General features: G+C 74.9%; 21 protein-coding genes. 15 read left to right on the top strand and 6 right to left on the bottom strand.

Annotated features, from left to right (window positions below; all coding sequences use genetic code 11):
- Positions 1-126 precede the first annotated feature (126 nt).
- The 4 genes from ACPXCS_RS07980 to ACPXCS_RS07965 all read left to right on the top strand — a co-directional run bounded on the left by ACPXCS_RS07980 (position 127) and on the right by ACPXCS_RS07965 (position 4987).
- Entirely contained in the window at positions 127-1629 is a 1503-nt protein-coding gene (locus tag ACPXCS_RS07980; protein ID WP_425944656.1) for a cellulose binding domain-containing protein, read from the top strand.
- A gap of 204 nt (positions 1630-1833) precedes the next feature.
- A complete protein-coding gene (rsgA, locus tag ACPXCS_RS07975; protein WP_425944655.1) occupies positions 1834-2949 on the top strand; it encodes a ribosome small subunit-dependent GTPase A in 1116 nt (371 codons plus the stop codon).
- A gap of 137 nt (positions 2950-3086) precedes the next feature.
- On the top strand, positions 3087-4502 hold the full coding sequence (locus tag ACPXCS_RS07970) for a DNA-3-methyladenine glycosylase 2 family protein (RefSeq protein ID WP_425944654.1): 1416 nt from the start codon (positions 3087-3089) through the stop codon (positions 4500-4502).
- On the top strand, positions 4499-4987 hold the full coding sequence (locus ACPXCS_RS07965; protein WP_425944653.1) for a methylated-DNA--[protein]-cysteine S-methyltransferase: 489 nt from the start codon (positions 4499-4501) through the stop codon (positions 4985-4987). Before ACPXCS_RS07970 ends, ACPXCS_RS07965 begins: the two co-directional genes overlap by 4 nt.
- Before the next feature lie 21 nt (positions 4988-5008).
- Here ACPXCS_RS07965 and ACPXCS_RS07960 read toward each other — a convergent pair whose 3' ends face one another.
- A complete protein-coding gene (locus ACPXCS_RS07960; protein ID WP_425944652.1) occupies positions 5009-5491 on the bottom strand; it encodes a DUF456 domain-containing protein in 483 nt (160 codons plus the stop codon).
- A gap of 664 nt (positions 5492-6155) precedes the next feature.
- Between ACPXCS_RS07960 and ACPXCS_RS07955 the strand changes: the two genes are divergently transcribed.
- Together ACPXCS_RS07955 and ACPXCS_RS07950 are read left to right on the top strand one after the other, a co-directional pair.
- Positions 6156-7619: a protein phosphatase 2C domain-containing protein gene (locus ACPXCS_RS07955; protein WP_425944962.1), complete on the top strand. Its 1464-nt coding sequence runs from the start codon at positions 6156-6158 to the stop codon at positions 7617-7619.
- 65 nt (positions 7620-7684) lie between these two features.
- Entirely contained in the window at positions 7685-9427 is a 1743-nt protein-coding gene (locus ACPXCS_RS07950; protein WP_425944651.1) for a pyruvate dehydrogenase, read from the top strand.
- A gap of 32 nt (positions 9428-9459) precedes the next feature.
- Here ACPXCS_RS07950 and ACPXCS_RS07945 read toward each other — a convergent pair whose 3' ends face one another.
- Positions 9460-11205, bottom strand: coding sequence for a helix-turn-helix domain-containing protein (locus ACPXCS_RS07945; protein ID WP_425944961.1), 1746 nt, complete (start codon positions 11203-11205; stop codon positions 9460-9462).
- 246 nt (positions 11206-11451) lie between these two features.
- Between ACPXCS_RS07945 and ACPXCS_RS07940 the strand changes: the two genes are divergently transcribed.
- Both ACPXCS_RS07940 and ACPXCS_RS07935 read left to right on the top strand, forming a co-directional pair.
- On the top strand, positions 11452-12075 hold the full coding sequence (locus tag ACPXCS_RS07940; protein ID WP_425944650.1) for a hypothetical protein: 624 nt from the start codon (positions 11452-11454) through the stop codon (positions 12073-12075).
- 488 nt (positions 12076-12563) lie between these two features.
- Entirely contained in the window at positions 12564-12995 is a 432-nt protein-coding gene (locus ACPXCS_RS07935; protein WP_425944959.1) for an ATP-binding protein, read from the top strand.
- Between the two features lie 104 nt (positions 12996-13099).
- Here ACPXCS_RS07935 and ACPXCS_RS07930 read toward each other — a convergent pair whose 3' ends face one another.
- A complete protein-coding gene (locus ACPXCS_RS07930) occupies positions 13100-14140 on the bottom strand; it encodes a DUF2637 domain-containing protein (RefSeq protein WP_425944649.1) in 1041 nt (346 codons plus the stop codon).
- A 304-nt stretch (positions 14141-14444) separates the two neighbouring features.
- Entirely contained in the window at positions 14445-15296 is an 852-nt protein-coding gene (locus ACPXCS_RS07925; protein WP_425944648.1) for a (2Fe-2S)-binding protein, read from the bottom strand.
- Positions 15297-15472: 176 nt separating this feature from the next.
- Between ACPXCS_RS07925 and ACPXCS_RS07920 the strand changes: the two genes are divergently transcribed.
- From ACPXCS_RS07920 to ACPXCS_RS07900, 5 genes are all read left to right on the top strand, one after another.
- Positions 15473-16252, top strand: a complete 780-nt coding sequence (locus ACPXCS_RS07920; protein ID WP_425944647.1) for a GntR family transcriptional regulator — start codon at positions 15473-15475, stop codon at positions 16250-16252.
- Between the two features lie 240 nt (positions 16253-16492).
- Positions 16493-16696 (top strand): hypothetical protein, encoded by a 204-nt coding sequence (locus ACPXCS_RS07915; protein ID WP_425944646.1) that lies wholly within the window; start codon positions 16493-16495, stop codon positions 16694-16696.
- Positions 16693-17388 carry a hypothetical protein gene (locus ACPXCS_RS07910; protein WP_425944645.1) on the top strand — a complete coding sequence of 232 codons (696 nt, stop codon included), beginning with the start codon at positions 16693-16695 and terminating at the stop codon, positions 17386-17388. The genes ACPXCS_RS07915 and ACPXCS_RS07910 overlap by 4 nt, the downstream gene beginning before the upstream one ends.
- A gap of 58 nt (positions 17389-17446) precedes the next feature.
- Entirely contained in the window at positions 17447-21529 is a 4083-nt protein-coding gene (locus tag ACPXCS_RS07905) for a CHAT domain-containing protein (RefSeq protein ID WP_425944644.1), read from the top strand.
- A gap of 35 nt (positions 21530-21564) precedes the next feature.
- Entirely contained in the window at positions 21565-21984 is a 420-nt protein-coding gene (locus ACPXCS_RS07900) for a DUF3592 domain-containing protein (protein WP_425944643.1), read from the top strand.
- A gap of 20 nt (positions 21985-22004) precedes the next feature.
- Here the strand turns inward: ACPXCS_RS07900 and ACPXCS_RS07895 are convergent, their stop codons facing one another.
- The gene (locus ACPXCS_RS07895; protein WP_425944642.1) at positions 22005-22784 is read right to left on the bottom strand and encodes a hypothetical protein; all 780 of its coding nucleotides are present in this window, start codon (positions 22782-22784) and stop codon (positions 22005-22007) included.
- 150 nt (positions 22785-22934) lie between these two features.
- The gene (locus ACPXCS_RS07890; protein WP_425944641.1) at positions 22935-24608 is read right to left on the bottom strand and encodes a PucR family transcriptional regulator; all 1674 of its coding nucleotides are present in this window, start codon (positions 24606-24608) and stop codon (positions 22935-22937) included.
- Positions 24609-24985: 377 nt separating this feature from the next.
- Here ACPXCS_RS07890 and ACPXCS_RS07885 point away from each other — a divergent pair, with 377 nt between their 5' ends.
- Both ACPXCS_RS07885 and ACPXCS_RS07880 read left to right on the top strand, forming a co-directional pair.
- Positions 24986-25876: an FAD binding domain-containing protein gene (locus ACPXCS_RS07885; protein ID WP_425944640.1), complete on the top strand. Its 891-nt coding sequence runs from the start codon at positions 24986-24988 to the stop codon at positions 25874-25876.
- Positions 25876-26457, top strand: a complete 582-nt coding sequence (locus ACPXCS_RS07880; protein WP_425944639.1) for a (2Fe-2S)-binding protein — start codon at positions 25876-25878, stop codon at positions 26455-26457. Before ACPXCS_RS07885 ends, ACPXCS_RS07880 begins: the two co-directional genes overlap by 1 nt.
- Positions 26458-26459: the final 2 nt, after the last annotated feature.

Raw genomic sequence — 26459 nt, 5'->3', positions numbered from 1 at the left:
CGGGATTTGAATACGCGGCTTGTCAGTTGTGTCGGAAGCGTGAAAAACTCCTGCCCGCCCCCGAGGTTCCCCCCAACTCCAATGCCGACATGGTGAGTTGACCTCGCTTGCGGATGCAGGAGACTCATGCCCGACCTGCCGACCCCTCAGGACGCCACCGAGGCCGCGCTGTTCTCCGAGTGCTGGGACGCGGTCCTCGCCTACGCCGACCTGTGCACGTCCGGTTCCACGGCCGCCGCGCAGCTGGGCCGGGAGGCGTTCGCGCACGGCATGCGCGAGGCCCGCGCCGCCGAGGCCGGTCCCGTCCGCGGCGCCGGCCGCCGCCCCGCCCGGCTGCCCCGCATCCCCCTGCTGCTGACCTCCGTGCGCACCACGGCGGCGGCCTGGGAGGAGGACGGGCAGGGCCACAAGCTCGACCCCGATCTGCGGCTGTGGCTCAACTCGGACAAGGCCGCCCGGTACACCGGGCCGCCCCTGCGGCGCCCGCTCGCGCTGCGCGGCCTGCGCGACCTGCAGCAGGCGGACGCCGAACTGCTGTGGCTGGCCGAGGTGGAGGCCCTGCCGCTGTCCCTGGCCGCCCGCCGCCTGGGCCTGGACCCGGCCACCGCCGCCGAGGAACTCCAGCAGGTGCGCACCCTGTTCCGGGACCGCTGCCACCGCAACCACCTCGACACCCCGATGGACGCCCGGTGCCGCAGCTACGCCCGGCTGCTGGACGCCGTCACACGCTCCTCAGCCGCCGACACCCCCGGCGACCTCTCCCGGCACCTCGCCACCTGCGTGGAGTGCGCCGAGGCCGCCGCCTGCCTGCGCCTGCACGGCGGCGGACTGCCGGGGGCGCTGGCCGGCGGGGTGATCGGCTGGGGCGGACTCGCCTACCTGGAGCGCCGCCGGCGCGCCGCCGAGGTACGGCTCGGCTCCGGCCGGCCCGGCGCGGCGGACCGGGCCGCCGAGGAGGCGGAGGACGGGACGCAGAAGGCGCGTGTCGCCCGCAGCGGCCTCCTCGTCGCCGCCGTCCTCGTCTCCGTCCTGGCGCTCGGCGTCTCCCTGATGCCCTTCGGCGGCTCGGGCGACGACCTCGGCGCGCGCGACGACGCCGGCCGCCAGCCGGTGGCCGACCCCGGCCCGTCCCTGCCCTCCGCCCCGTCGCTGCCGCCCGCCACCTCCCAGCCGGCCGGCCCGGCGGGCTCCGGCACCGGCGCGCCCGAGCCGGACGAGCCCCGCTCGTCGAAGAGCCGCAACCAGCACACCGAACCGCAGGGCACCGCCTCGCCCACCGACCGGCCCCCACCCGGCGACGAGCGCGCACAGCCCACCTGCCGGGTCGAGTACGACCTGGTCAACCAGTGGCCCGACGGCTTCCAGGCCACCGTCAGCGTCACCAGCACCGCCGCCCTCGGCTCCTGGGAGGTCTCCTGGTCCTTCCGGGACGGCCAGCAGGTCGGGCAGATGTGGGACGCCTCCGTCTCCCAGGACGGCTCCCGCGTCACCGCCACCGCCGCCGACTACAACAGGTCCGTGCCCGCGGGCGGCGAACTGGCCTTCGGCTTCCTCGCCTCCTGGCAGGGCAGGAACTCCCCGCCCTACGACTTCACGCTGAACGGCCGGGCCTGCGCGAAAAGCGGTTGACGCGACCGCGGCAGGACGGGGTACGGTGACGCCGGTTCTGCGAAGAGCCGACGAAGCCGAAGATCCAAGAGGGACGAGGAGGTGTCGACCGATGGCTGTCATTGCGATGAGCGCTGCCCGCATCCAGTTCCTGAAGTCCACCTCCGTGGTCGCCGGCTGACCGACCGAGCGTCGGGCCGGGGCCGTCCTCCAGAAGGATCACCCTTGTCTTCCAGCTCCGCCTCCTCCGCTTCATCCGTTTCCGCCGCCCTCGCTCCCTACGGCTGGGACGCCGCCTGGGCCGAGACCTTCGCTCCGTACGAGGCCGAAGGGCTGCTGCCCGGCCGGGTCGTCCGCGTCGACCGCGGGCAGTGCGACGTCGTCACCGCCGACGGGATCCTGCGGGCCGACACCGCGTTCGTCACCCCGCACGACCCCCTGCGGGTCGTCTGCACCGGCGACTGGGTCGCCGTCGAACCGGGCGGCAACCCGCGCTACGTCCGCACGTACCTGCCGCGCCGCACCGCCTTCGTCCGCTCCACCTCCTCCAAGCGGTCCGAGGGACAGATCCTCGCGGCCAACGTCGACCACGCCGTCGTCGCCGTGTCCCTCGCCGTCGAACTCGACCTCGGCCGCGTCGAGCGGTTCCTGGCCCTCGCCTGGGAGTCCGGGGCGCAGCCCGTGGTCGTCCTCACCAAGGCCGACCTCGTGCCCGACGCGGTGACCCGCTCCCACCTCGTCCAGGACGTGGAGACCAGCGCGCCCGGCGTCCCGGTGGTGCCCGTCAGCGCCCAGGACGGGGACGGGCTCGACGTCGTCGCCGCCCTCGTCTGCGGCGGTACGTCCGTGCTGCTCGGACAGTCGGGTGCCGGCAAGTCGACCCTCGCCAACGCGCTCCTCGGCGAGGACGTCATGGACGTCCGGGCCACCCGGGACGTCGACGGCAAGGGCCGCCACACCACCACCACGCGCAACCTGCTCGCCCTGCCCGGCGGGGGCGTCCTGATCGACACACCCGGCCTGCGGGGCGTGGGCCTGTGGGACGCCGAGACCGGCGTCGGGCAGGTGTTCTCCGAGATCGAGGAACTGGCCGCGCGGTGCCGCTTCCACGACTGCGCCCACGAGGCCGAGCCCGGCTGCGCGGTGCTGGCCGCCGTGGACTCCGGTGACCTGCCGGAGCGGCGGCTGCACAGCTACCGCAAGCTGCTGCGCGAGAACCAGCGCATCGTCGCCAAGACGGACGCCCGCCTCCGGGCGGAGATCCGCAAGGACTGGAAGCGGAAGGGGGCGATGGGCAAGGCCGCGATGGAGGCCAAGCGGGGAGCGCACTGGCGTTCCTGACGGTACGGCCGTTCCCCGCCCTCTCGACGAGTGGGGTTCTCCCCGCCGCCCCGGAGCCGCGGGGTGGCGGGGCGGTCCCCGATCGCGGTGTCCGATTTCCGCCAGCGGTGGCCCCGCCCACGGCGGAGACTGGACCCGTGAGCACCCAGGGAACGGACGAGGACACCAGGTACGAGGCCGTACGCAGCCGCGACGCCCGCTTCGACGGCCTGTTCTTCTTCGCCGTCGAGACGACCGGCATCTACTGCCGGCCGAGCTGCCCCGCGGTCACCCCCAAGCGGGCCAACGTACGGTTCTTCGCCACGGCCGCCGCCGCGCAGGGCTCGGGGTTCCGGGCCTGCCGGCGGTGCCGCCCGGACGCCGTGCCCGGCTCCGCCGAGTGGAACGTCCGCGCGGACGTGGTGGGCCGGGCCATGCGGCTGATCGCCGACGGCGTCGTCGACCGGGAGGGCGTCGCCGGGCTCGCCGCACGGCTCGGCTACAGCGCACGGCAGGTGCAGCGGCAGCTCACCGCCGAACTCGGCGCCGGGCCGGTCGCCCTCGCCCGCGCCCAGCGGGCCCACACCGCGCGCCTGCTGGTGCAGACCACCGAGCTGCCGATCACGGAGATCGCGTTCGCCGCCGGGTTCGCCAGCGTGCGGCAGTTCAACGACACGATCCGCGCGATCTACGCGTCGACCCCGAGCCGGCTGCGTGCCGCCGCACCGGGGAACGGCCGCGCCCGCCGCACGGCCACCCCCGGCGCCGGGATCCCGCTGCGGCTCGCCCACCGCGGCCCCTACCAGGCCGGACCCGTCTTCGACCTGCTCCAGGACGAGGCCGTGCCCGGCATCGAGGAGGTGAGCGGCCCGCCCGGCGCGCGCACCTACCGGCGCACCCTGCGCCTGCCGTACGGCACCGGCATCGTCGCCGTCGGCGAACGTCCCGGCACCACCCGGACCGGCTCCGGCGCCCACCCGGGCGGCTGGCTCGACGCCCGGCTGCACCTCACCGACCCTCGCGACCTGACCACCGCAGTACAGCGGCTGCGGCGGCTGTTCGACCTCGACGCCGACCCCTACGCCGTCGACGAACGGCTCGGCGCCGACCCGCGGCTCGCCCCGCTGGTCCGTGCCCGCCCCGGCCTGCGCTCGCCCGGCGCCGCCGACCCGGAGGAACTCGCGGTGCGCGCGCTGGCCGGACGCACCGAGGCCGAGCGCCTGGTACGGCGCTACGGCAAGGCCCTCGACGCCCCCTGCGGCAGCCTCACGCACCTCTTCCCCGAGCCGGCCGTCCTCGCGGGGGCCGAGCCCGGCGGCACCCTCGGGGCGCTCACCACCGCCCTCGCCGACGGCGTCCTGCGCCTCGACCCGGGCGCCGACCGGGAGGCCGCGCAGGACGCCCTGCTGGCCCTGCCCGGACTGGACGCCCGTACGGCCGCCGCGATCCGCACCCGCGCCCTCGGCGACCCGGACGTCGCCCCGCCCGGCCTCGACATCCCCGGCACGTGGCGCCCCTGGCGCTCGTACGCCCTGAACCACCTGCGCGCAGCAGGGGAGTGGGAGCTCCGATGACCCAGCCGACCTACTGGACGAGCGTGCCCAGCCCCGTCGGGCCGCTCCTGCTCACCGCCGCCCCGACCGGCGAGCTGACCTCGCTGTCCGTGCCCGGGCAGAAGGGCGGACGCGTGGTGCGGGACGACTGGCGGCGCGACCCCGGGCCGTTCCGCGCGGCGCGGGAGCAGCTGGCCGCGTACTTCGCCGGGGAACTGAAGGAGTTCCGGCTGGCGTGGCGCACCGAGGGCACCCCCTTCCGGGAGCGGGTGTGGGCCGCGCTGGACGACGTCCCCTACGGCTCGACCGTGACGTACGGGGAGATCGCCCGCCGGATCGGGGCGCCCCGGGCGGCCGTGCGGGCCGTCGGCGGTGCGATCGGTGCGAACCCGCTGCTGGTGGTCCGCCCGTGCCACCGGGTCATCGGGGCCGACGGCACGCTGACCGGTTACGCGGGCGGACTGGACCGCAAGGTGCGGCTGCTGACGCACGAGGGAGTGCTCTGACCCCGGCCCGGGGTCCCCGTGTCAGGCCCAGAGGACCGCGCCCAGCCACGCCGCCGCGATCAGCTGGCAGGCGAACAGTTCGGCCAGGACGCTGGAGCCGCCCGAGCGCATCACGGTGCGCAGGGCGGACCTCGCCTCGGCGCGGCGGCCCAGCCGGACGCGTTCGAAGACGTAGACGCCGGCCAGGAAGCCCGGGATCGCGCCGAGGACGGGCAGCAGGACGAAACCGGCGGTGGAGCCGGCTCCGGCGCAGGCCAGCATGCGGCGGCTGGTGCGGTTCGCCCGCAGGCGCCTGGGCGGCAGCGCCCAGCGCACCGCCTGGGAGACGAGCAGCAGCACCGTCGCCCCCACCAGCACCCCCCAGGCGACGGCCCGCGGGTCCTGCAGCGCCCACCACAGGACCGCGGCCCACACGAGCAGCGACCCCGGCATCGCGGGCAGCAGCACTCCGCACAGGCCGAGCAGGATGACCAGCCCGACCAGCAGGAGGTCCCACACTCCCATCTGACCAGACTGCCGGAACCCGACAGAAGGCGCAGGTCAGGACCGTTCGGGACGGCCAGACCCGCAGGTCAGCGACCCCTGGCCGCCGGGGCGCGCGGTATCGGACGACCGTTCTACGGATCACCCGGAGCGCGGGGTGCGCCGGGGTGGCGGGCCGGTTTTTTCCACAAGCCCCGTTTTCATCCGGCTCACGCGGTGGACAATGACGGGCATGAGCCAGCAGGGGGGAAGGCCCACCGGTCACGAGGACGACTGGTGGGGGCAGTTGTACGACGACTCCACCGGCGACACGGGCCCCGCACCGGCCCCCGATTCCCTGGACGACCGCTTCGCCTCGGCGGCGGGGACGGTGGGCGGCCCGGAGGAGACCGGCCCCGCCGCCGGGAGACTCGACCCACCGGACGACCGCCCGGGACAGCCGGCACAGGCGGAACGGTGGGGGCCGTCGCGGCCCGCTGGCGCCGAGCGGCCGGGGCAGCAGCCGCCCCACGGGTCGCGGTCAGGCCCGTCGCGGTCGGGCGAGACGGAGGGACCTGGTTCACCGTGGCCGTCCGACGCGGAGCGGACCGGGGCTCCGCGGGCGTCCGATGCCGAGCGGTCGGGGCCGAGGCGGCCGGGGGGTGTGGAGCCGGTGGTGCCGGCACCCCGCTCCGGAGCGGACGACCTGCCGCGCCCCGGCGGCAGGGCGCCGCAGCGGGCGCCCTGGGAACCGCCGCCCGCCCGGGCCACGGGCCCCGTGACCTTCCCGACGGCGTCCCGTCCCGCGGGCCGTGCGGAGCCCGGCGATCCCGCCGGGCCGTCCTCCCCTTCAGCGACCGACCGGCCGGACTCGCCCGCCCCTGCGGTTCCCGACGCGCCGCCACCTCCGGTTTCGCCGCCCGTGCCACCGCCGCCGCCCACGGTTCCTCCCGGCTGGCGCGACCTCGATCCCTCGGCCGCGGCCGACCCGCCGCGTGACGCCACCCCTCCGACAGTCGTCGGCCGGCTCGCCCCGCCGGCCCCCGCCGATCCGCCCGCCGTCCCTCCGGGGCCACCGCCTGCCGTCCCCCCGGCGGTCCCGGCTCCGCCGCCCGAGCCCCCCGCCGGCGCGGGGGCACCGCCCTCCCCGCGCGCCGCCGAGGCCGGACCCGGTCCGCGCGTCGAGCCGCACGAGTCCGTCCCGCGGGCCCGCGGCCACGTCGGGTCGCGACCGCCCACCTACGACGCCGAGCCGACCGCGCTCCCGCCCGCCGACCCGGACGACCTGGGTGGCCTGGTCGCGGACACCGTGCTCGACGGGGCCCGCTACGGGGTCTGCACGGTACGGGCGGCGTCCGTGCGCGGCGACTCCGCGCGGTACCGCGGCGAGCCACGGCGCGACGCGCTGCTCACGGCGCGCTTCGGCACGGGTGAGCACGCGCTGCTGCTCGTGGCCGTGGCGACCGGGGCCCGGACCGCACCGGGAGCGCACCGGGCCGCCGCCGAGGCCTGCCAGTGGATCGGCCGGGCCGTGGGACGCAGCCACGCGCGGCTCGTGGAGGACATAAGGGGCGGCCGGCGTGGCGACCTCAAGTCCGGCCTGCACCGCCTCACCGACCGCAGCCTCGGCAAGCTCCGCGCCAGCGCCGCCGAGCAGGGCGTCGCCCCGGAGGAGTACGCGGCGGGCCTGCGCTGCCTGCTGCTGCCCGCCGACCCCGAATGCCGCACGCGCGTGTTCTTCGGCGTCGGCCCGGGCGGGCTGTTCCGGCTGCGGGAGGGCGAGTGGCAGGACATCGAGCCGCAGGTCACCGAGGCCAGGGGCGAACCGGTCGTGGGCTACGGATCGCCGCCGTCCGAGACGCCCCAGGGCGACCGGCTCACCATGGACCTGGGCATCCCGACCCCGCCCAGCCCTTACGAGCCCGCCCCGGAACCGCCCCGCGAACCCTTCCGTTTCCGCACCTCCGTCGCCCGCCCGGGTGACACGCTCCTGATGTGCAGCAGCGGTCTCGCCGAGCCCCTGCGCGGGGAGCCCGAACTGGGCGAGTTCCTCGCCGAGCGGTGGTCGCGGCCCGAGCCTCCCGGCCTCGCGGCGTTCCTCGCCGACTCCCAGGTACGGGTCAAGGGGTACGCGGACGACCGTACGGCCGCTGCCGTTTGGGAGGCGTGAGAGCGCGCCCTGTGACTTGATGGAACCGGAGGGATCCCAGGAGACCGAAGGGGCAGACGAGGACCATGGCCAAACAGAACGTCGCGGAACAGTTCGTCGACATCCTGACCCGAGCCGGAGTGAAACGCCTCTACGGCGTCGTCGGCGACAGTCTCAACCCGATCGTCGACGCCGTCCGCCGCAACTCCGCCATCGACTGGATCCACGTCCGGCACGAGGAGACCGCCGCCTTCGCCGCCAGTGCCGAAGCACAGATCACCGGCGGCCTCGCCGCCTGCGCAGGCTCCTGCGGGCCCGGCAACCTCCACCTCATCAACGGCCTCTACGACGCCCACCGCTCGATGGCCCCGGTCCTCGCCCTCGCCTCGCACATCCCCTCCAGCGAGATCGGCCTGGGCTACTTCCAGGAGACCCACCCCGACCGGCTGTTCGCCGAGTGCAGCCACTACAGCGAGATGATCTCCAGCCCGCAGCAGATGCCGCGGCTGCTGCAGACCGCCATCCAGAACGCCGTCGGCCGCAGCGGCGTCAGCGTCGTCACCCTGCCCGGTGACATCGCCGACCGCCCCGCCCCGGAGCAGGCGGCGGAAACCGCCCTCGTCACCTCCCGGCCCACGGTCCGCCCCGGCGACGCCGAGATCGACCGGCTCGTCGAGATGATCGACGAGGCCGGCAAGGTCACCCTCTTCTGCGGCAGCGGCACGGCCGGCGCGCACGCCGAGGTCATGGAGTTCGCCGCGAAGATCAAGTCCCCGGTCGGGCACGCCCTGCGCGGCAAGGAGTGGATCCAGTACGACAACCCCTTCGACGTCGGCATGAGCGGACTGCTCGGCTACGGCGCCGCCTACGAGGCCACCCACGAGTGCGACCTGCTGATCCTGCTGGGCACGGACTTCCCCTACAACGCGTTCCTCCCCGACGACGTGAAGATCGTCCAGGTCGACATCCGGCCGGAACACCTGGGCCGCCGTTCCAAGCTGGACCTCGCGGTGTGGGGCGACGTGCGGGAGACGCTGCGCTGCCTGATCCCGCGGGTGAAGGAGAAGAAGAACCGCCGCTTCCTCGACCGGATGCTGAAGAAGCACGCCGACGCGCTGGAAGGCGTGGTGAAGGCGTACACCCGCAAGGTCGAGAAGCACACACCGATCCACCCCGAGTACGTGGCGTCCGTGCTGGACGAAGTCGCCGCCGACGACGCCGTGTTCACCGTCGACACCGGCATGTGCAACGTCTGGGCCGCCCGCTACATCTCGCCCAACGGCCGCCGCCGCGTCATCGGTTCCTTCTCCCACGGCTCGATGGCCAACGCCCTGCCCATGGCGATCGGCGCGCAGTTCACCGACCGCAAGCGCCAGGTCGTGTCGATGTCCGGCGACGGCGGGTTCTCCATGCTGATGGGCGACTTCCTGACGCTGGTGCAGTACGACCTGCCGGTCAAGGTCGTCCTCTTCAACAACTCCTCCCTCGGCATGGTCGAGTTGGAGATGCTGGTCGCCGGACTGCCCTCGCACGGCACGGCCAACAAGAACCCCGACTTCGCCGCCGTCGCCCGGGCCTGCGGCGCCTACGGCGTACGCGTCGAGAAGCCCAAGGACCTCGCCGGCGCCCTGAAGGACGCCTTCAAGCACAAGGGGCCGGCCCTCGTCGACGTCGTCACCGACCCCAACGCGCTGTCCATCCCGCCGAAGATCAAGGCGGAGATGGTGACCGGCTTCGCGCTGTCCGCCTCCAAGGTCGTGCTGGACGGCGGAGTCGGCCGCATGCTCCAGATGGCCCGCTCCAACCTGCGCAACGTGCCCCGGTTCTAGGTTCCGGGGGCGTCAGAGGTCGTCGAGGGCCGTCAGCTGTCCTGTCTCCACCGGCGTGCCGAGGTGTCGTACGTGTAGCGGGGCAGGTCCGCGATGCCGCTGGTGCGGAACGGGCGGCCGGCGTCGTCGATGCGGACGGTGCCGGTGCGGCCCTCGGACGACCAGTCAAGCTCCAGGTACCAGCGGCAGTCGCAGCCCCGCGTCCGGGCGTTGACCAGCAGCACCTCCGGGTCCCGCGCCGAGACCCGGTACGGCATGCTCACCGCCGGGATCGGCGTACCGGCGTCGCTGCCGGCGACCGCGCGGGCGATGGGGCGGTCCTTGTCCAGGTCCACGTCGAAGGAGCGCGGGGTGACCGAACCGCCGCAGCCCTGGTCCATGGCGTAGGCGTTGCCCCGGACCGGGGCCGCACGCCCGACCACGCGCACGCGCAGGGCGTCCAGCACGACGGCCCGGTCGCTGCGCCCCTGCACGGACAGCTGCACGAGCGTCTCGCCGCCGTGGACCGCGCTCTGGGTCGCCGCCCAGGTGCCGGCGTCCTGCGGGACCGGGGGCGGGGGGACCTGGGCCGGGGGCTTGGTGACCACGTAGTCGTGACCGCAGCCGAACTTCCAGGCCTGGGAGTTGGCGGTCCAGGTCAGGGGTGTGGTCCCGGTCCCGTGCGTGCCGCTCTTCGGCGGGGCGGTGGTGCGGGCGGAGGGTGCGGGGGCGGGCTCCTTCTTCCGTTCTCCCTTCTCCTTGGGGCCCGCGGAGGGCGACGACGGGTCGGGGGTGGGGGAGGTGCTCGGTGCGGCAGAGGAGCCGTGCCGCTCGGGTGTCCCGGTCCCCGTCGCCCCCGATGTGGCCGGACCGGCTGCGCGGGCGCGGTCGTCGGCGGCCGCGCGCCGTCCGTCCGGCAGCGCGGCGAGCGTCCCGAGGGCCGCGAGCAGGGCCGAGACGGCGGCCATCCCCACCGCGAGGCGTCTGCGCCGGTACCAGGGGCGGCGGGGGAGTGCGGCTCCGGTGGCGGGGCGGGCCACGGGGCCGGCTGCCGGCGCCGGGTTCGTGTCCCGGGGTGCGCCGTCCTCATCGACGGGCCTGTGCGCGCCTTGCGCCTCGGCGGGGTCCTGCGACGCGTCGGCGTCCTGCGCTGTGCCGGGGGTGTGTGTCGTGCCGGGGTTCTGTGCTGCGTGGGGGGTCTGTGTCGTGCCGGGGGCCTGTGCGGCGTCGGGGTCCTGCGTCGTGCCGGGGTCCTGCGGCGCGTGGGCGTCCTGTGCGGCGTCGGCGTCGTGCGCTGCGTCGGCGTCGGCGTCGTGCGCCGTGCCGGTGTCCTGCGTCGCGGCGGCTTCCCGCCCCTCGTCGGCAGTCGGCGCCGCGCGCCCTTCCTCTGCCGCGCCCGCGCCGTGCGGGACGCTCGTGTCCTGCGGCGCGCGCCCCTTCCCCGCATCGGCCGCCGGGTTGACCGCGCCCGCTTCTCGCGTCATGCCCGCGGTCTCCGCGGAACCGGCCGTCGCCGCACCCCGGGGCCGCTGCCGGGCCGCCACCGCGAGGAGCCAGCGGCGGTGGAGTTCCAGGCGTTCCTCGGGCCGGGCTCCGCAGAGGGCCGCGAGCCGCTCCACGGGCGCGAAGTCGACCGGCACCGCCTCGCCCGCGCAATAGCGGTGCAGGGTCGAGGTGTTCATGGCGAGGCGGCGGGCCAGCGAACCGTAGCTGCGGTCCGTGCGCTCCTTCAGCGCCCGCAGCAGCGCCGCGAACGCGGCGACGTCGTCCACGCCGTCCGTGCCGCCCGTGCCCTCCATGTCGACTGCCGACACCGTGCCCCCGTCTCGTAGGTACGAACCGGCCCGGGACGGCATCCCAGGCACCCATGTACCTGCACGTCAGACGGGCTGGGATGGTTCCACCCCGCCGGATCGGGCGCCGGCTGTTGCGCCCGTCCGCCGGGACCGCCGATGCTCTTGGTGTCGCAACCGACCGGCCCGGCCGACCGACGGGCGTCGCCGCGGCATCTCGCATCCATGTACCGACCCACGGGGGAAACACCCATGTCCCAGCGCATCCGAGCAGGCGTGCTCACCGCACTCACCGCCGCCGCCCTCACGGCCGGCACGGTCCTCACCGCACCGGCCGCCGGCGCCGCGCCGAAGGCCGCCGCGCCCAAGTTCCTGTCGGCTTCCCAGCTGCCGCCGCACCCGACGTCGTCGTGGACCGCCGGACCGGTCACGGAAGGGTTCCCGGAGGCCCTCGGCTTCTGTGTGAGCACGGAGGGCGTGCCCTCCTACGACTACCGGCACCGCGAGTTCCGGACCGACCTGGACACCGGCGCGGTGCAGCTGACCGTCGTGGCGGACACGGCCGCCCTGGCCAAGGCCCTGGCGAAGCACTACGACGACCTGATCCGCACCTGTGCCGACCGCATCGAGAAGGCCGACCCGGACGTCGCGGCCGAGGGCCGCGACTACGGCACGCTGCCCGTCGAGGAGGGCGCCCGCGTCCGTGGTCTGCACACCGAGACCTCCTGGGGTGCCAACGACGTCTCCCTGCTGTCCGTCGGACGGGACGGCAACACCGTCACCGTCGTGCAGTGGGGGCAGATGGGCGACTTCGACGACGCTCCCGTGACCGCCTTCAAGAAGACGACGACCACCGCCGTCAACAAGCTGTACTGACGGGCCGGCGCCGGGGAGGGGCCGGGGCCGTCCTCCGCCACGGGGGTGGGGAGGACGGCCCCGAACGGGTCGGCGGCCCCGGGAGAACCGTCGTAGTTCAGCCAACTTCACCGGGCCCGCGCGCACGGTGCCCGGCCGTTTTGGAGTCCCGCCGTATACGTACGGATCGGCAGTCCGCCGTCGGCACATCGTCCGATCTCGGGCGGTCAGGATCCGGCCGAGGCCCCGGACCGGCTACCCTCTTGTCCCCCTCCCCGTCTCCGCCGCACCTCCCGGCGGCCCTCCGCCCGCGCCTCCGGCCGCCTCGGCGTGGCCGAACACCCGGTCGTCGACGGCCCCCCATGACTGCCGCGTGCCCCATGGGGCATGGATCCCCGTGAACGTGTTCGAGCAGGAGGGGAACCGACATCGGCGCGCGGGCGGGGGTCATGGAGAGGCAGGCACGAGGAGGCGGTCCCATAGCGATCGGGGCCCTCTCGGTGAAGACCGTGGAGGACAAGGCCGACGACGTCACGGAGCGGGCGCCGACGCCTCAGCTGAGGCGCAGACTGGGCAGGTCGGACCTGCGCGCCGTGCCGGAGGCCCGCAGGGCCCTGCGGGAGCTGCTCGGGCAATGGGGAAGGCCGGGGCGGTCCGACATCTCCGACGTGGCGGAGCTGCTCACCAGCGAGCTCGTCACCAACGCGATCGTCCACACCGACCATGACGCGGTCCTGACGGCCACCGTCGGGCCCCGCGGACTGCACGTGGAGGTGAGGGACTTCGTGGCCCGCAGGCCCCGGCTGCGGATGCCGGTGGCCGACGACGGCACCAACGGCAGGGGGCTGTTCCTGGTGCAGTCCCTCGCGGACGCCTGGGGCGTACGGCCGCACGGCGTGGGCAAGGCCGTCTGGTTCGAGCTGGAGGCCGGGGCGGCGTGAAGGCCGGGACCAGGGCCGGCGTCATGGCCGGGCCGCGGGAGGCCTGACGGCCGAAGGGGCGCGGCCCGCAGGCCACGCCCCCTTGCCGTACCGCTGCGGCTCGGCTAGCCGAACTGCTGCTCCAGGTCCTTGAGCTTGCGCTCCAGGGAGTCCAGGCGCGGCAGCGCCATGGTGTCGTCCTCCGCGGTGAGGTCGACCGTCACGGGGTCAGCCCCTTTGCGGACGGGCTGCAGGGAGGGACGCGAGCGGACGGGCAGCTGCTCCGGCCCGGATATGGCAGGCTCCGCGGTGACCTGCGAGGAGCCGCGCTCCACCTGCACCTCCAGCTGCCGGCCGCCGCCGCGGCCGAGATAGCCGCGGTGACCGCGGCTGATCGCCTTCAGCTGGGCCCGCTCCACGCGCTGCTGGTCGCGGCGCCGCTGCCGGTCGGCGTCCTTCTTGCGCTTGTCCTCGCGCACCTCGTCGACCGCCTCGTCGAGGCTGCGCACACCCTCCAGCAGCATCAGCGACCAGGCCTTGTACGTCTCCCGGGGGGCCCGCAGCCAGCGCACTATGCGGATCTGCGGCAGCGGGCGCGGCACCAGGCCCTGCTCGCGCAGGGCGGCCCGGCGGGTCTGCTTCAGAGCGCGGTCGAACAGGACGGCCGCGGAGAGGGACATGCCGGCGAAGAAGTGGGGGGCGCCGTCGTGTCCGATGCCCCTGGGCGCGTGCACCCAGTTGAACCAGGCGGCGGCGAGTGCGAACGTCCAGACGAGTATCCGCGAACCGAGCGCCGCGTCACCGTGGCTGGCCTCGCGCACCGCGAGCACGGAGCAGAACATCGCCGCGCCGTCCAGGCCGAACGGGACGAGGTACTGCCAGCCGCCGGTCAGGCCCAGGTTCTGCTCGCCGAAGCCGACCAGGCCGTGGAAGGAGAGCGCGGCGGCGACGGCCGCGCAGCAGAACAGCAGGACATAGGAAACAGTGCCGTAGATCGCTTCCTTGCGTCTGCGGCGCTCCTCGCTGCGCTCCCAGGAGTCGTCCGCGCTCGTGTCCTTGACCGAGGAGCGCTTGCCGCGCGCGAGCACCGCCACCGCCGCCAGCATGCCCAGGAGAAGCACGGCGCCCGGAAGCAGCCAGTTCAGCGATATGTCGGTCAGTCTCATGTGGGTGGTCCCTTGCATGGGGATAGGGCGTAACGCCCGCCATAGTGGCCCAATCCCACCGGCCCTCAGAGGGTTTCGGGGCAAGAGGCCGCCAAGGAAGTGCAAGGGGATGCCCAGGGCGGCGTTCTGCTCGAACTGCCGCTTGAGGGGCGGGAGTTGAGTTCGAACAAGACTACCCGTACGAGTGGTTCCCCGGAAAGTTCCCGTGACGCGTGAGGAAGTTGTGAATCGCCTGCGGGTGCACGGGGGTCCGGTTGCGTGATGATCCTACGGGACGCCGGGAGGGTCGTTGTCCGACGGCCCGTCAACTGGCCGTGACGAGCAGCTTGCTGACCCGGTCGGCGTCGCAGGTGCGCGGGCAGGTGGCGCAGGTGTCCTCGGGGCGCAGCGTGTAGAACATGCAGCAGCTGGCCCGGTCCCGGGTGCGCAGCGGCTCGCCGCCGGGGCCCGTCAGCTCGCGGAACGCCGCCGTGCCGACGTACGGCTTGGTGGCGCCCGGCAGGAGCAGCTCCAGTTCGCGCATCGCGCGCCGCTCCTCGATCTCCCCGAACAGCTGGGCGACGTACCACAGGCCCTCGACGATCTCGTCGGTCGCCATGCCCCACAGGGCCCGGCCGCGGCGCCGCATCCGCGGCCCGAAACCGGTCAGGACCGGCTCCAGGTGCTCGGCGACCGCCGACCGCACCTCCGCGCGCAGCGCCTCCTCGTCCGCGACGACACGGGCACCGGGCAGCCCGGCGGCCTCGTCGCCGGGCAGGCAGGCGAAGCCGGCCGGGCGGACGGCCAGGTGGCCGAGGGCGTGGCGGGGGTCGGTGCGGTCGTAGGAGACGTGCGTCACGGGGTAGCGGGGGACGCGCCGGTGCAGGAACCAGGGCACGGTGATCAGCAGGCAGGCGGGCCAGGCGTACCGGTGCAGGCCGAAGCTGGCGACGACGTCGGGCCGGGCCTGCCGGTCGTAGTCCCGCTCGATCTGGGCCTCGTCCCAGGCGAGGAACGCGTCGAGGCCGTCGCCCGCGGCCGCCAGGTCGGCGGCGGTGACCCAGCCCCCGCCGTGCGGGGCTTTCTCGCCGGGGGCGAGTTCGGTGACGGTGAGTCCCGGCAGGACCTCGGCCAGGCGGGTGTAGGCGCCGGAGACGGCCGAACGGGTCGCGGGCATGTGATCACCGATCCGTGTCTGTAGACGGTCCCTCACGGGCGAGTCCTGAAGGTAAGGCTTACCTTACCGAAGATCGCCGGGATTTGAACTGGGGGCCGGTGCGCTTATCGTGCTTGACGGGCGAGTAACAACCCGCCGTAATGACCCCAAGTACCGATACGTCCGGAGGAGGACCCGTGAAGCAGGGTGCGCAGGGCTCCGCCGGGACGGGGGTTCCGCAGGTCCGGGCCGAGGCCGCCGGTCAGGCCCGGGTTCCGCGGCAGGCCGCGGCGGCGCGCGGGGAGCACACCCACTCCGAGCCCCCCGCGCCGCGGGTGCGGCCCGTCGTGCAGCGGGCCTCGGTACGGGGCCAGATCCTCGACGCGCTGCGGGCGGCGCTGGTGGCCGGGGACCTGCGGCCCGGGGAGGTGTACTCGGCGCCGGTGCTGGGGGAGCGCTTCGGGGTGTCGGCGACGCCGGTGCGCGAGGCGATGCAGCAGCTCGCGCTGGAGGGCGCGGTCGAGGTGGTGCCCAACCGCGGGTTCCGGGTCGTCGAGCGCGGGGCGCGGGAGCTGGCCGAACTGGCCGAGGTCCGGGCGCTGATCGAGGTGCCCGTGATGCTGCGGCTGGCCCGGACGGTGCCCGCCGAGCGGTGGGCCGAACTGCGCCCGCTGGCCGAGGCGACGGTCCGCGCGGCGTCCTCCGGCTGCAGGGCGACGTACGCGGAGTCCGACCGGGGGTTCCACCGGGCGGTGCTGTCCCTGTCCGGGAACCGGCAGCTGGTGCAGATCGCGGGGGACCTGCACCGCAGGGCGCAGTGGCCGCTGGTCGGGGGCGGGCCGGGGGTGCGGGGGCGTGCGGACCTGGTCGCGGACGCGCACGAGCACACGGCGCTGCTGGACGCGCTGATCGCGCGGGACCTGGACGTGGTGCGGGCACTGGTGGGCGAGCACTTCACGGGAGCGACCGGCGGCTGAGACCCGCCTCCGCCCGGGCCCACGGACGGCTGGTCCTGCCTTCGTGCGTGCCGACGGGCGGTCGTGCCGGCCGGTGGCTGAGGCCGGCCGCGGCCGGTGCCGGCCGGGCCGGGGTCGCGCCAGGACGCGATCCCGCTCGTCTCGCGCCGGCTCGCGCGGTCCGCCGTCATCGCCGCATCGGAGGTGGGCACGAGCGGTACGCTTCTCCCACCCGCAAGGCGTCATGGGGGAGTTACAGGCGTGAGTGAGCAGGTGCGCGCGGAAGGCCCGGTCTCGGACGGCGAGGACGTCCCACAGGCCGGTACCGTCCGGATCAACGCCGAGGGCCGGGTGGAGCACTACGACGGCACGGCGTGGCGCCCGTACGGGGAATTGCCCGACGACGGCGACCTGTCGGAGCCGCGGTTCCGACTCGACGACACGGCCGGTCCCGCGCGGCCGTGACCATCCCGTCCCCCGCGCCGCCGCAGTCGCAGGATCCGGCCGCGTCGGCCGTGCCGACCGGGGAACAGGCGGCCGTGGTCACGTCCGCGGACGCCACCGTCGCCGACATGCGGGCCGTCGCGCGCTGGACGATCATGGCCAACGCGGCCGTCGGCGGACTGGTGCTCGCCGGCTTCCCGCTGGCCGCCATCGGCAAGATCCACGGTCCGCGCGACATCGCCCTGGCCGGAGGCGGGCTCGCAGTGGCGCTGCTGGGGGTGTTCTGGGCGGTCTGGAGCACCGGCGAGGTGCTCACCCCCCGCTTCACCACACTCCGGTCGCTGCGGGAGCCCGCCCTCGCCGACCTGCGCGCCGAGATCGATGCCGCCCCCGAGCTGTTCTTCGGCCCGTTCGGCACGACCGTGGACGAACTCGGCCACGCGTGCCGGACCCACACCGCCGTGGCCGTGAACCTGACGGCACTGCTGGCCCGGGAGCGCGACGACGCGCTGCGCGCCGAGCTGGACCGCGCCCTCGCGGCCGCCCGGGCCAACATCGCGCACGCCACGGCCCGCCGCCGCGCCCTGGTGGAACTCGCGCACGCCTGGCAGGTGCGCGGAGCCCTGCGCCGGGCCCGGGTGCACACGATGCTCGGATCGCTGCTCGTCGTGACCGGCGCGGTGCTTTTCCTGTTGGCAACGGACGGGGGCTGAGCGCGCTCCCGCCGCACGAGCCCGGGCACCGGGACCCGAGACGAGAGGTCGACGAGGTTTGCGCAGGCCGTGGGAGGACGACGTGGCCCGGCTCGGTGCCCGGGCCCTGGAGCGGTACGCGCGCTGGGGCGCCGCACGCGACGCCGGAGCGCTGGACGAGGCCGCAGAACTCCTGCGGCGCTGCCGTGACCTGCTGCCCGAGGTTCACCCCCGGCGCCCCATGGTGCTGTCCAACCTGTGCGCCGCGTTACGGGACCGGTTCGTGCTGCGCGGGGACGAGGCGGATCTGGACGCCGCGGTGGACTCCGGGCGGCGCGCGGTGGCCGGCGCGCACCCCGCCGACCCGAACCGGTGGATGTACCACGGCAACCTCGCGGGCGCCCTCAACGCGCTGGTGCAGACCCGGCCGTCGAGCCCCGACGGGGTCCTCGACGAGGCCGTCGCGGTCGCGGCGGAAGCAGTGCGGGCGGCCCCCGTACCCGTGCCCGTGTTCCACTCACACCTGGGTGTGGCGCTCCTCGCCCGCGCCGCGCGGGGAGGCCGTCGGGCCGGCCCGGACGCACACGAGGCCGCGGGCGCCTTCCACGCCGCCGTGCGCACGGCGGATCCCCGCGACCCCCAGCTCGCGATGTACCTGACCCACCTCGGCATCGCCCGGCACCTGGGAGCACGGCACACCCGGGTTCCGGGCGAGCGGGCCGCCACCCTGCGGGAAGCCCTCGACCTCACCCGGCAGGCGGCACGCCGGTGTTCCCCGGCCGATCCCGAGTACGCCCTGTACCTGGGCAACGTGGCCACCGTGATCGCCGCCATGGCGGAACTGGCCCCGGGCGAGGCCGACTTCGACGCCTTGGTGGAGTCCGAGCGCCGCGAACTGCGGACCCTGCCGGAGGAGTTGCGTGCGCGGCGGGCGTGGCTGCTCGTGGTGGCCCTGCGGCTTCGGCACGACCGTACCCACGACCCGCGCGACATCGACGAAGCCGTCGAACTCTGCCGGAAGGCGCTCCGGTCGTGCGAGGCGGGAGTCGTCGGGCCGTACCTCCACGAGCTCGGCAGCGCCCACCTCGCGCGCTTCCGCCAGTCGCGGGACCCTGCGGACGGCGATGCCGCGGTCGGTCTCGCCGAGCGGGCCGTGGCCTCGGCCACCGGCGCGGAACAGGAGCGAGCGGAGACGCTGCTGGCTCAGGCGAGGGCGGTGCGGTACCGGCTCTCCGCGGAGGTCGCGGAGGGTGGGCACGGCGCGGCCGAGGACGCACGGGACCGCGACGGCGTCGCCGCCGTCACCGCCCTGGAGGCGGTCGCCCGCCGCTCACCCGCCGGTGGTGCGGAACGTGCCAGGCACCTCTCGGAGCTGGGACTCACCCATCTCACCCGGGCGATCCGGCACCGGCACGCGGGCAGCGGCGACTCGTCCGGGTCTCTGGAGCGGGCCGTGGCCGCCCTGCGGGAGGCGGCGGAACCGCCGGTGCTCGAAGGGGCTCAAGCACTGCCGGTGCTGTTCCACCTCGGCCGTGCCCTCGGCATGCTGTACGAGCGTTCCGGCGACGCCGCCCTCCTGGACGAGGCCGTGCGGCACCTGGAGGGCGCCGAGGCCCTCGTGGCCGGGACCGACGGTCCGGAGCGTGCGCAGGTGCTCTCCGCGCTCGGCATGGCCCTGCGGGAGCGCGCCGAGCGGCTGGACGATGTGGCCGACCTGCACCGGGCCGTGGAGCTGACGGGGCTGGCCGTGCGGGCCGTGCCCGCCGGTGACCCGGAGCGCGCGCAGTGGCTCTCGCACCTCGGTGTCACCCTGACCTCGCGCTACCTCCGGCTCAACCGGGTCGCGGACCTGGAGGAGGCGGCCCGGGTGGGCCGGGAGGCCGTCCGCGCGCTGCCGGGCGCGACACCGCCGCACGACCGGGCGGTCCTGCTGACGAACCTGGGCGTGTCACTGCGCCGGATGTACGAACGGTCGGGCGCGCTCGCCGACCTGGACGAGGCCGTCGAGGTGCTGCGCGCGGCCGTCGAGACGGCGGCTGCCGGCAGCGAGCGCGCGGGCGAGGCCGCCACCAACCTGTGTCTGGCGCTGTCCGACCGCCACGAACGCACGCGCTCCGCCGCGGAGCTGGACGAGGCGATCGACGCCGGGCGGCTGGCCGTGCAGGTGTGGCCGCGAGGACACGCGCGGCGGGTCGGGGCCCTCACGAACCTGGCCACGGTGCTCCTGGACCGCAGCACGTCGCTGGGACGGCGCGGCGACGCGGACGAGGCCGTCCGCTGCTGCCGGGAGGCCGTGGACGCGACCCCGGACGGCCACCCCGCCCGGAGCAGAGCCCTGCTCGGGCTCTCCCTGGCCCACGGCGGGCGGTACGCGCTGACACACTCCGCCGCCGATCTGGCCGGGGCGATCGACGCGGCGGAGTCGGCGCTGCGCACCGTGCCCGAGGACGACCCGCGCCGGGTGTCCTTCCTCCTGGCCCTGGCGCAGGCTCATTCCCTCGCCTTCATGCGCGAGGAGAGCGACGCCGGCCTCGCCACGGCGTGCGCGGTGTTCCGGGAGGCGGCGGCCGTGGAGGGCGTGCCCGCCAAGGTGCGCTTCGCCGTCACGGCGCACTGGGCGCTGCGGGCCGCGTTGCTGGCGGACTGGGCGCAGGCCGTCGACGCCTACCGAGCGGCCCTCGCCCAGCTGCCGCTGCTGGCCTGGCACGGACTGGAGCTGGAGGACCGGATCAGCGGGCTGGCCGTCTCGGACAGCATCGCCTGCGACGCCGCGGCGGCCGCCCTGTCCGCCGGCCGGCCGCAGACCGCGCTGCAGCTGCTGGAGCTGGGCCGCGGGGTGCTCCTGGCACAGGCCGTGGACTCCCGCTTCGACATCGCGGAGCTCGAGGAACGGGAACCCGGCCTCGCCGGCCGCATCGCCGGGATCCGCCGGACCCTCCACTCGGCCGACGCCTCGCTCACCGACCCGACCGCACCGGTCCACGAGCGCCGCGCCGACATCCACGAGCGCCGCGAACTGACCGCCGAACTGGACGGGCTGACCCTTGAGGCGTACCGCCTGCTCGGCCTGGACGACCACCTGCGCCCGCCCGACCCCGAGGAACTGCGGGCGGCGGCCGGCGACGGAACCGTGGTGGTGGTCAACACCAGCTTTCTGCGCTGCGACGCGCTCGTCGTCACACGGGACGCGCTGCGCACCGTACCGCTGCCGGGTCTGAGCCTGGAGGAGGCGGGCGGAGTGCGGGCCCGGACGGAGACGCTGCTCGCCGCGCTCTCCTCGGCCGGCCGCGCGCCGGACGAGGCCGGCCGTGTCCTGGGGGAGACCCTGGAATGGCTGCGGGAGGCGGTCGTGGAGCCGGTGCTGACCGTGCTGCGGTCAGCGGGCCAGGATTCGGGCCGCCTGTGGTGGTGTCCCACCGGCCTGCTCGCCCTCCTGCCCCTGCACGCCGCCGGCGACCTCCCGGAACGGTACGTCTGCTCGTACACCACGACGCTGAGGTCCCTGGCGGACGCGCGGCGGCGGTCCGGCGGTGCCCGCGGCGGTGTCAGCGGTGACGGTGGTGTCCTCGTCGTGGACCAGGCGGACGTCCCCGGCCTGCCGCGGCTGCCGTCCGCCCGCAAGGAGGCGCTGCGCCTGGTCACGCAGCTGACGGAGCGCAGGCTGCTGGCGGGACCGACGGTCGACCCGCGCGCGGTGCGCAGGGCCCTGCCCCACCACTCCTGCCTGCACTTCGCGGGACACGCCCGCCACGACCCGGCCCGCCCGGCCGGAAGCGGGCTGTACTGCCACGGGGACGGGCGGCCCGCGCTGCTCACCGTCGAGGACATCGCCCGCATCCGGCTCGGCACCGCGCGGCTGGCCTTCCTGTCCGCCTGCGAGACGGCCCGCGGCACGGCACGCCTGCCGGACGAGGCGCTGCATCTCGCGGGCGCCCTCCAACTGGCGGGCTACGCCCATGTCGTGGCCGCCCAGTGGGCCGCCGAGGACAGCGCGGCCCAGGAACTCACCGCGCACTTCTACGCCGAGCTGCGCGACCCCGACGCCCCCGGCCGACTGGACCCCGGCCGCTGCGCGTACGCCCTCCACAGCGCCGTCCGCCGCATCCGCCGGCACGTCGCCGACCCTCTGTTCTGGGCCGCCTGGGTGCACACCGGCCCGTGAGCCCGCTCCGGACGCACGCCTCGAAAGGACCCCCCATGGACCTGCTCGTCTTCCTCGTCCCCCTCGTCACCGGCCTCGTCTGGGCCGGGAGCGGCGCCTACCACCTGATGGCCCACAACGAACTGCGCCGCCGCGGCATCCGCACCGAGGCCCGGGTGGTCGGCCCGGTCCCGGGCGTCCCGGCGTCGCACTCCCGCGGCAGGGGCGACTGGGTGATCAACCCCCTGCTCAGCTTCACCACCCCGGACGGCCGCACCGTCGAGCAGGGCGTCGGCAGCAGGAAGCGACCCATCAGGGCCCGTGCGCACGCACGGGTCACCGTGTTCCACTCCGCGGACGATCCGAGGGAACTGGCCGTCGACGGCCACGGCGTCCGCGGGCGCGCCTGCACGGAGATCGTGCTGGGAGGGTCCCTGGCCGTCGCCGTCGCGCTCTTGATGAGCCGGGTGGTGTGAGCCCGCACGGCGCGATCCCCTCAGGCCGTGGCCGCCGGGGGCGCCGGTGTCAGCTGGCGGGCCAGCCACGTCGGCACGCCCCCGAGGAGGCGGTACAGACGTCGTGCCTCCGCCCGGAGCCGGGACGCCTCCGGTTCCGTCTCCGTGTCGGCCAGGGACACCAGCGCCGGGGCCGTGCCCACCAGGTAGCCCAGTTCCTCGCGGATCCGCAGCGACTCGGTGAAGCCGTGCCGGGCCTCGGCCAACTCGCCGTCGCGCAGGGCGAGTCCGGCGAGGTGGCGCCAGGTGAAGGAGAGCAGCAGCGGGTCGGCGTGGGCCGTGGCGCCCGCGTGGGCGCGGCGGTAGGCGGCCCGCGCGGCCTGGGGCGCACTCGTCAGGTTCTCCGCCAGCAGGCCCCGGCGGAAGTCCAGCAGGGCGCGGGCCGCAGCTCCCGGAGGGATCAGCGCCGCCGCCCGGCCCAGCGCGGCCCGGGCCTCGTCGGCCCGGTCCCGGACGGCCAGCAGGGTCGCCGCGTACGCCAAGTACCCGCGTTCACAAGCGGCCGCGCCGCGCTCGTCGTCGCTGTGGGCCAGGGCCTCGGCCGTGCGCAGCGCGTCCTCGGCCTCCTCCCAGCCCTCCTCGGTGTACAGACACCGTTCGACCAGCAAGGACGCGCGTTGCAGCGCCGCCGCCGGGGTGGCGGGCAGCAGCAGCGCGGCCGCGTCGGCCCAGCACCCGCGGGAGCGCAGCCGCCATACCGCGGTCTGGAGGGGATCGTCACCAGCGGTCGTTCCGTTACCAGACATGGCGGTATGCGCCACGTTGCCCTCCCCGAGCACGCCATCGAGCTGTTGAGTGGTGGCGGCATCTCAGCACGAATCGCAGGGCCGGGCCAAGAGGGTGGGTGAAGGATTTCACAAAGTCGTGGGACTCCGGGGCGTCCCGGGTTTGGGCCGGGACAGCCCCGTTGCTCAGCTCATCCGCAGGGCCAGGAAGAAGTCCAGCTTGTCCTCGAGCCGCGACAGGTCACGGCTCGTCAACTGCTCGATGCGGCCGACGCGGTAGCGCAGCGTGTTGACGTGCAGGTGCAGACGGGTGGCGCAGCGGGTCCAGGAGCCGTCACAGTCGAGGAAGGCCTCCAGGGTCGGGATCAGCTCGGCGCGGTGGCGGCGGTCGTAGTCGCGCAGGGGGTCCAGGAGGCGGGCGGTGAAGGCGCGGCGGACGTCGTCCGGGACGAAGGGGAGCAGCAGGACGTGGCTGGCCAGTTCCTGGTGGCCCGCCGCGCAGACCCGGCCCGGGCGGGCCGCGGCGACGCGCCGGGCGTGGCGGGCCTCCTCCAGCGCGCCGCGCAGGCCCTCCGCCGAGTGCACGGCCGCGCTGACGCCGAGGGTGAGGCGGCCGTCGTCGTCCAGGCCGGCCGTGAGGGGGGACCGTACCGACTCCAGGAGCGCGTCGGCGAGGACGCCGGTCTCCGAGCCGTCGTGCTCGGTGGAGACGGCCGGGAGGGGCACCAGGGCTATCGCCTCGTCGCCGGTGTGCGCGACCGCGATGCGGTCGGAGTGCTCGGGGCCGGCCGCCCGGGGGTCGACGAGGACCTCCTCCAGCAGGGCCTGGGCGACCGGGCCGGTCTCGGTCTCGGCGCCGTCCCAGTCCACACGGGCCACCACGACCTGCCAGTGCGGCGCCGCGCCGAGGCCGGGCAGCAGCACCGGAGCGGCCACGCGCAGGCGGGCGGCGATCTCGGCGGGGGCCGCGCCCGTCTGGACCAGTTCCAGGACCTCCTGGGCCAGGCGGCGGCGGACCGTGCGGGCGGCGTCCCTGCGGTCCCGTTCGACGGCGATCAGCTGGGTGACGCCGTGCAGCAGGTCGAGGCGCTCCTCGGCCCAGTCCCCGGCGTCCGCCTCGACCGCAAGCAGCCAGTCGGACAGCACGGTCTCCCGCACGTCCCGGGCGCTCTGCGGGGAGCGGCCCGTCGAGCGGACCGGGAAGAGCGAGTAGGTGGTGGAGCCCAGGATGACGCGGTGCGGGCCGCGGCGGCCGGTGCGGGTGGCGGACAGGTGTTCCGCCGCCAGGCGGGCGCAGGCCTCGGCGGGCAGGGCGGGGCCCGCGGCCTTCGAGCCCGCGATGAGGCGGCCGGTGGGGGAGAGGACCCAGGCCCGCAGGTCGAGGTCGGAGCCGAGCAGGTCGAGGACCACGTCCGGGCCGCCGCCGGCCGGGCCCGACGTCATCATCCGGCGGTGCCGGTCGACCACCGCCGCGAGATCGCCGGCGCGTTCGCCCGAGACCTGCCGCACGACGTGCTCGGTGATCGTCGCGAAGGCCACCGACTCGTGCACCGCGAAGAGCGGCAGACGGTGCCGGGCGCAGGCCACGACCAGGTCCTCCGGCACATCGCCCAGCTCGGCCTCGCCCGCGGCCAGGGCGGCCACCCCGGCCTGCACCAGCAGACGCACGAACGGCTCCGAGTCCTCGGCGTCCCGGCGCCAGGCCAGGCCCGTGAGCACCAGCTCACCGCCCGAGAGGTAGCGGCTCGGGTCGCGCAGGTCGGTGGTCATCACGCCGCGCACGGCGCGGTCCAGCTCGTCCTCGCCGCCGAGCAGCTTGAGGCCCAGCGCGTCCGTGTCCAGCAGTGCGCGCAGCCGCATTCTCGTCGCCGCCGTTCTTTGTCTCGAAAACTATGGTGGATCTCGGTGGACCCCGGAGGGAACGCCTGTCCGGTGGTCCGGCGGGCGGCGTTCGCCGTCCTCGGACCGTGTCCCGGCTGTGGTCCAGGTCACGCGGTCGTGTCGCGCGTTTCCACAGGAAAACGAGGAGGTTACCGAGGGCCTCCGTTCATACGAATCTACAAGATGCCACTCCTGGCCAGCCAACTCCTTCATGGTTTCCGTGACTGACCCCCTCGGAGTACGGCGCTGTGTACTGAGACCACTACGCGTAAACAGCACATGAACGAGCCGGGACCGCCGCACACGGATTGGCTCAATCTGAACGCCCCACGAGAAGACGAAGAAGAGAGCCGGTCATGGACTTCCTTCGCCCCGCCAGCTGGGAGGAGGCGCTCGCCGCGAAAGCCGAGCACCCCACCGCTGTGCCGATTGCGGGTGGCACCGACGTGATGGTCGAGATCAACTTCGACCACCGCCGGCCCGAGTACCTCATGGACCTGAACCGCATCGGCGACCTGTCCGAGTGGGAGGTCGGCGAGGAGAGCGTGCGGCTCGGCGCCTCCGTGCCGTACTCGCGGATCATGGAGAACCTCCGTGCCGAACTGCCGGGGCTCGCCCTGGCCTCGCACACGGTCGCCTCCCCGCAGATCCGCAACCGCGGCGGCGTCGGCGGCAACCTCGGCACCGCCTCCCCGGCCGGCGACGCCCACCCGGCGTTGCTCGCCGCGGGCGCCGAGGTGGAGGTCGAGTCGGTGCGCGGAGCGCGCCGGATCCCGATCGACGCGTTCTACACGGGTGTGAAGCGCAACGCGCTGGCGGCGGACGAGCTCATCCGGGCCGTGCACGTGAAGAAGGCCGACGGGCCGCAGCAGTTCTCCAAGGTGGGCACCCGCAACGCGATGGTCATCGCCGTGTGCGCCTTCGGGCTGGCGCTGCACCCGCGGTCGCGGACCGTGCGGACCGGCATCGGCTCCGCGGCCCCGACGCCCGTGCGGGCCAAGGCCGCCGAGGAGTTCCTGAACGCCGCGCTGGAGGAGGGCGGCTTCTGGGACAACGGCAGGATCATCACCCCGTCGGTCGCCAAGCAGTTCGCGGACCTGTGCTCCGCCGCCTGCAACCCGATCGACGACGTCCGGGGCACCGCGAGCTACCGCCGCCACGCGGTCGGCGTCATGGCCCGCCGCACGCTGACCTGGACCTGGGAGTCCTACCGCGGCGCCCGCCGCGCCACCGAGGGAGCTGCGTAATGCGCGTCAACTTCACGGTCAACGGCCGTCCGCAGGAAGCCGACGACGTGTGGGAGGGCGAGTCCCTGCTGTACGTGCTGAGGGAGCGGCTCGGACTGCCGGGTTCCAAGAACGCCTGCGAGCAGGGCGAGTGCGGCTCGTGCACGGTCCGCCTGGACGGTGTGCCGGTGTGTTCGTGCCTGGTCGCGGCCGGGCAGGTGGAGGGCCGCGAGGTCGTCACCGTCGAGGGCCTCGCCGAGTACGCCAGGCAGCGCGCCGAGGGCGGCTGCGCCTCCGGGGCGTGCGGCACCGGGCTGCAGGACGCCCAGGCGTGGCAGGCCAAGGGCGCCGACTCGCACACCGGCGAGGGCACCGAACTCTCCCCGATCCAGCAGGCGTTCATCGACGCCGGCGCCGTCCAGTGCGGCTTCTGCACGCCCGGTCTGCTGGTCGCCGCCGACGAGATGCTGGAGCGCAACCCCAACCCGACCGACGCGGACATCCGCGAGGCCCTGTCGGGCAACCTGTGCCGCTGCACCGGCTACGAGAAGATCATGGACGCGGTCCGCCTGGCGGCCGCCCGGCAGTCAGAGGCGGTCTGATC

Source organism: Streptomyces sp. DT190 (assembly GCF_049846985.1).
In the GTDB taxonomy this organism is placed as follows: Bacteria; Actinomycetota; Actinomycetes; order Streptomycetales; family Streptomycetaceae; genus Streptomyces.
Note: the sequence above shows the minus strand (reverse complement) of the source record. Positions and strands in the feature narration are given on the sequence as shown.

Excerpts from the sequence above, each read along its gene's own strand:
- ACPXCS_RS07980 (WP_425944656.1), top strand. The coding sequence starts at position 127 with ATGCCCGACCTGCCGACCCCTCAGGACGCCACCGAGGCCGCGCTGTTC.
- ACPXCS_RS07965 (WP_425944653.1), top strand. The coding sequence starts at position 4,499 with ATGACCCAGCCGACCTACTGGACGAGCGTGCCCAGCCCCGTCGGGCCG.
- ACPXCS_RS07960 (WP_425944652.1), bottom strand. The coding sequence starts at position 5,491 with ATGGGAGTGTGGGACCTCCTGCTGGTCGGGCTGGTCATCCTGCTCGGC.
- ACPXCS_RS07950 (WP_425944651.1), top strand. The coding sequence starts at position 7,685 with ATGGCCAAACAGAACGTCGCGGAACAGTTCGTCGACATCCTGACCCGA.
- ACPXCS_RS07945 (WP_425944961.1), bottom strand. The coding sequence starts at position 11,205 with ATGGAGGGCACGGGCGGCACGGACGGCGTGGACGACGTCGCCGCGTTC.
- ACPXCS_RS07940 (WP_425944650.1), top strand. The coding sequence starts at position 11,452 with ATGTCCCAGCGCATCCGAGCAGGCGTGCTCACCGCACTCACCGCCGCC.
- ACPXCS_RS07930 (WP_425944649.1), bottom strand. The coding sequence starts at position 14,140 with ATGAGACTGACCGACATATCGCTGAACTGGCTGCTTCCGGGCGCCGTG.
- ACPXCS_RS07925 (WP_425944648.1), bottom strand. The coding sequence starts at position 15,296 with ATGCCCGCGACCCGTTCGGCCGTCTCCGGCGCCTACACCCGCCTGGCC.
- ACPXCS_RS07900 (WP_425944643.1), top strand. The coding sequence starts at position 21,565 with ATGGACCTGCTCGTCTTCCTCGTCCCCCTCGTCACCGGCCTCGTCTGG.
- ACPXCS_RS07890 (WP_425944641.1), bottom strand. The coding sequence starts at position 24,608 with ATGCGGCTGCGCGCACTGCTGGACACGGACGCGCTGGGCCTCAAGCTG.
- ACPXCS_RS07885 (WP_425944640.1), top strand. The coding sequence starts at position 24,986 with ATGGACTTCCTTCGCCCCGCCAGCTGGGAGGAGGCGCTCGCCGCGAAA.
- ACPXCS_RS07880 (WP_425944639.1), top strand. The coding sequence starts at position 25,876 with ATGCGCGTCAACTTCACGGTCAACGGCCGTCCGCAGGAAGCCGACGAC.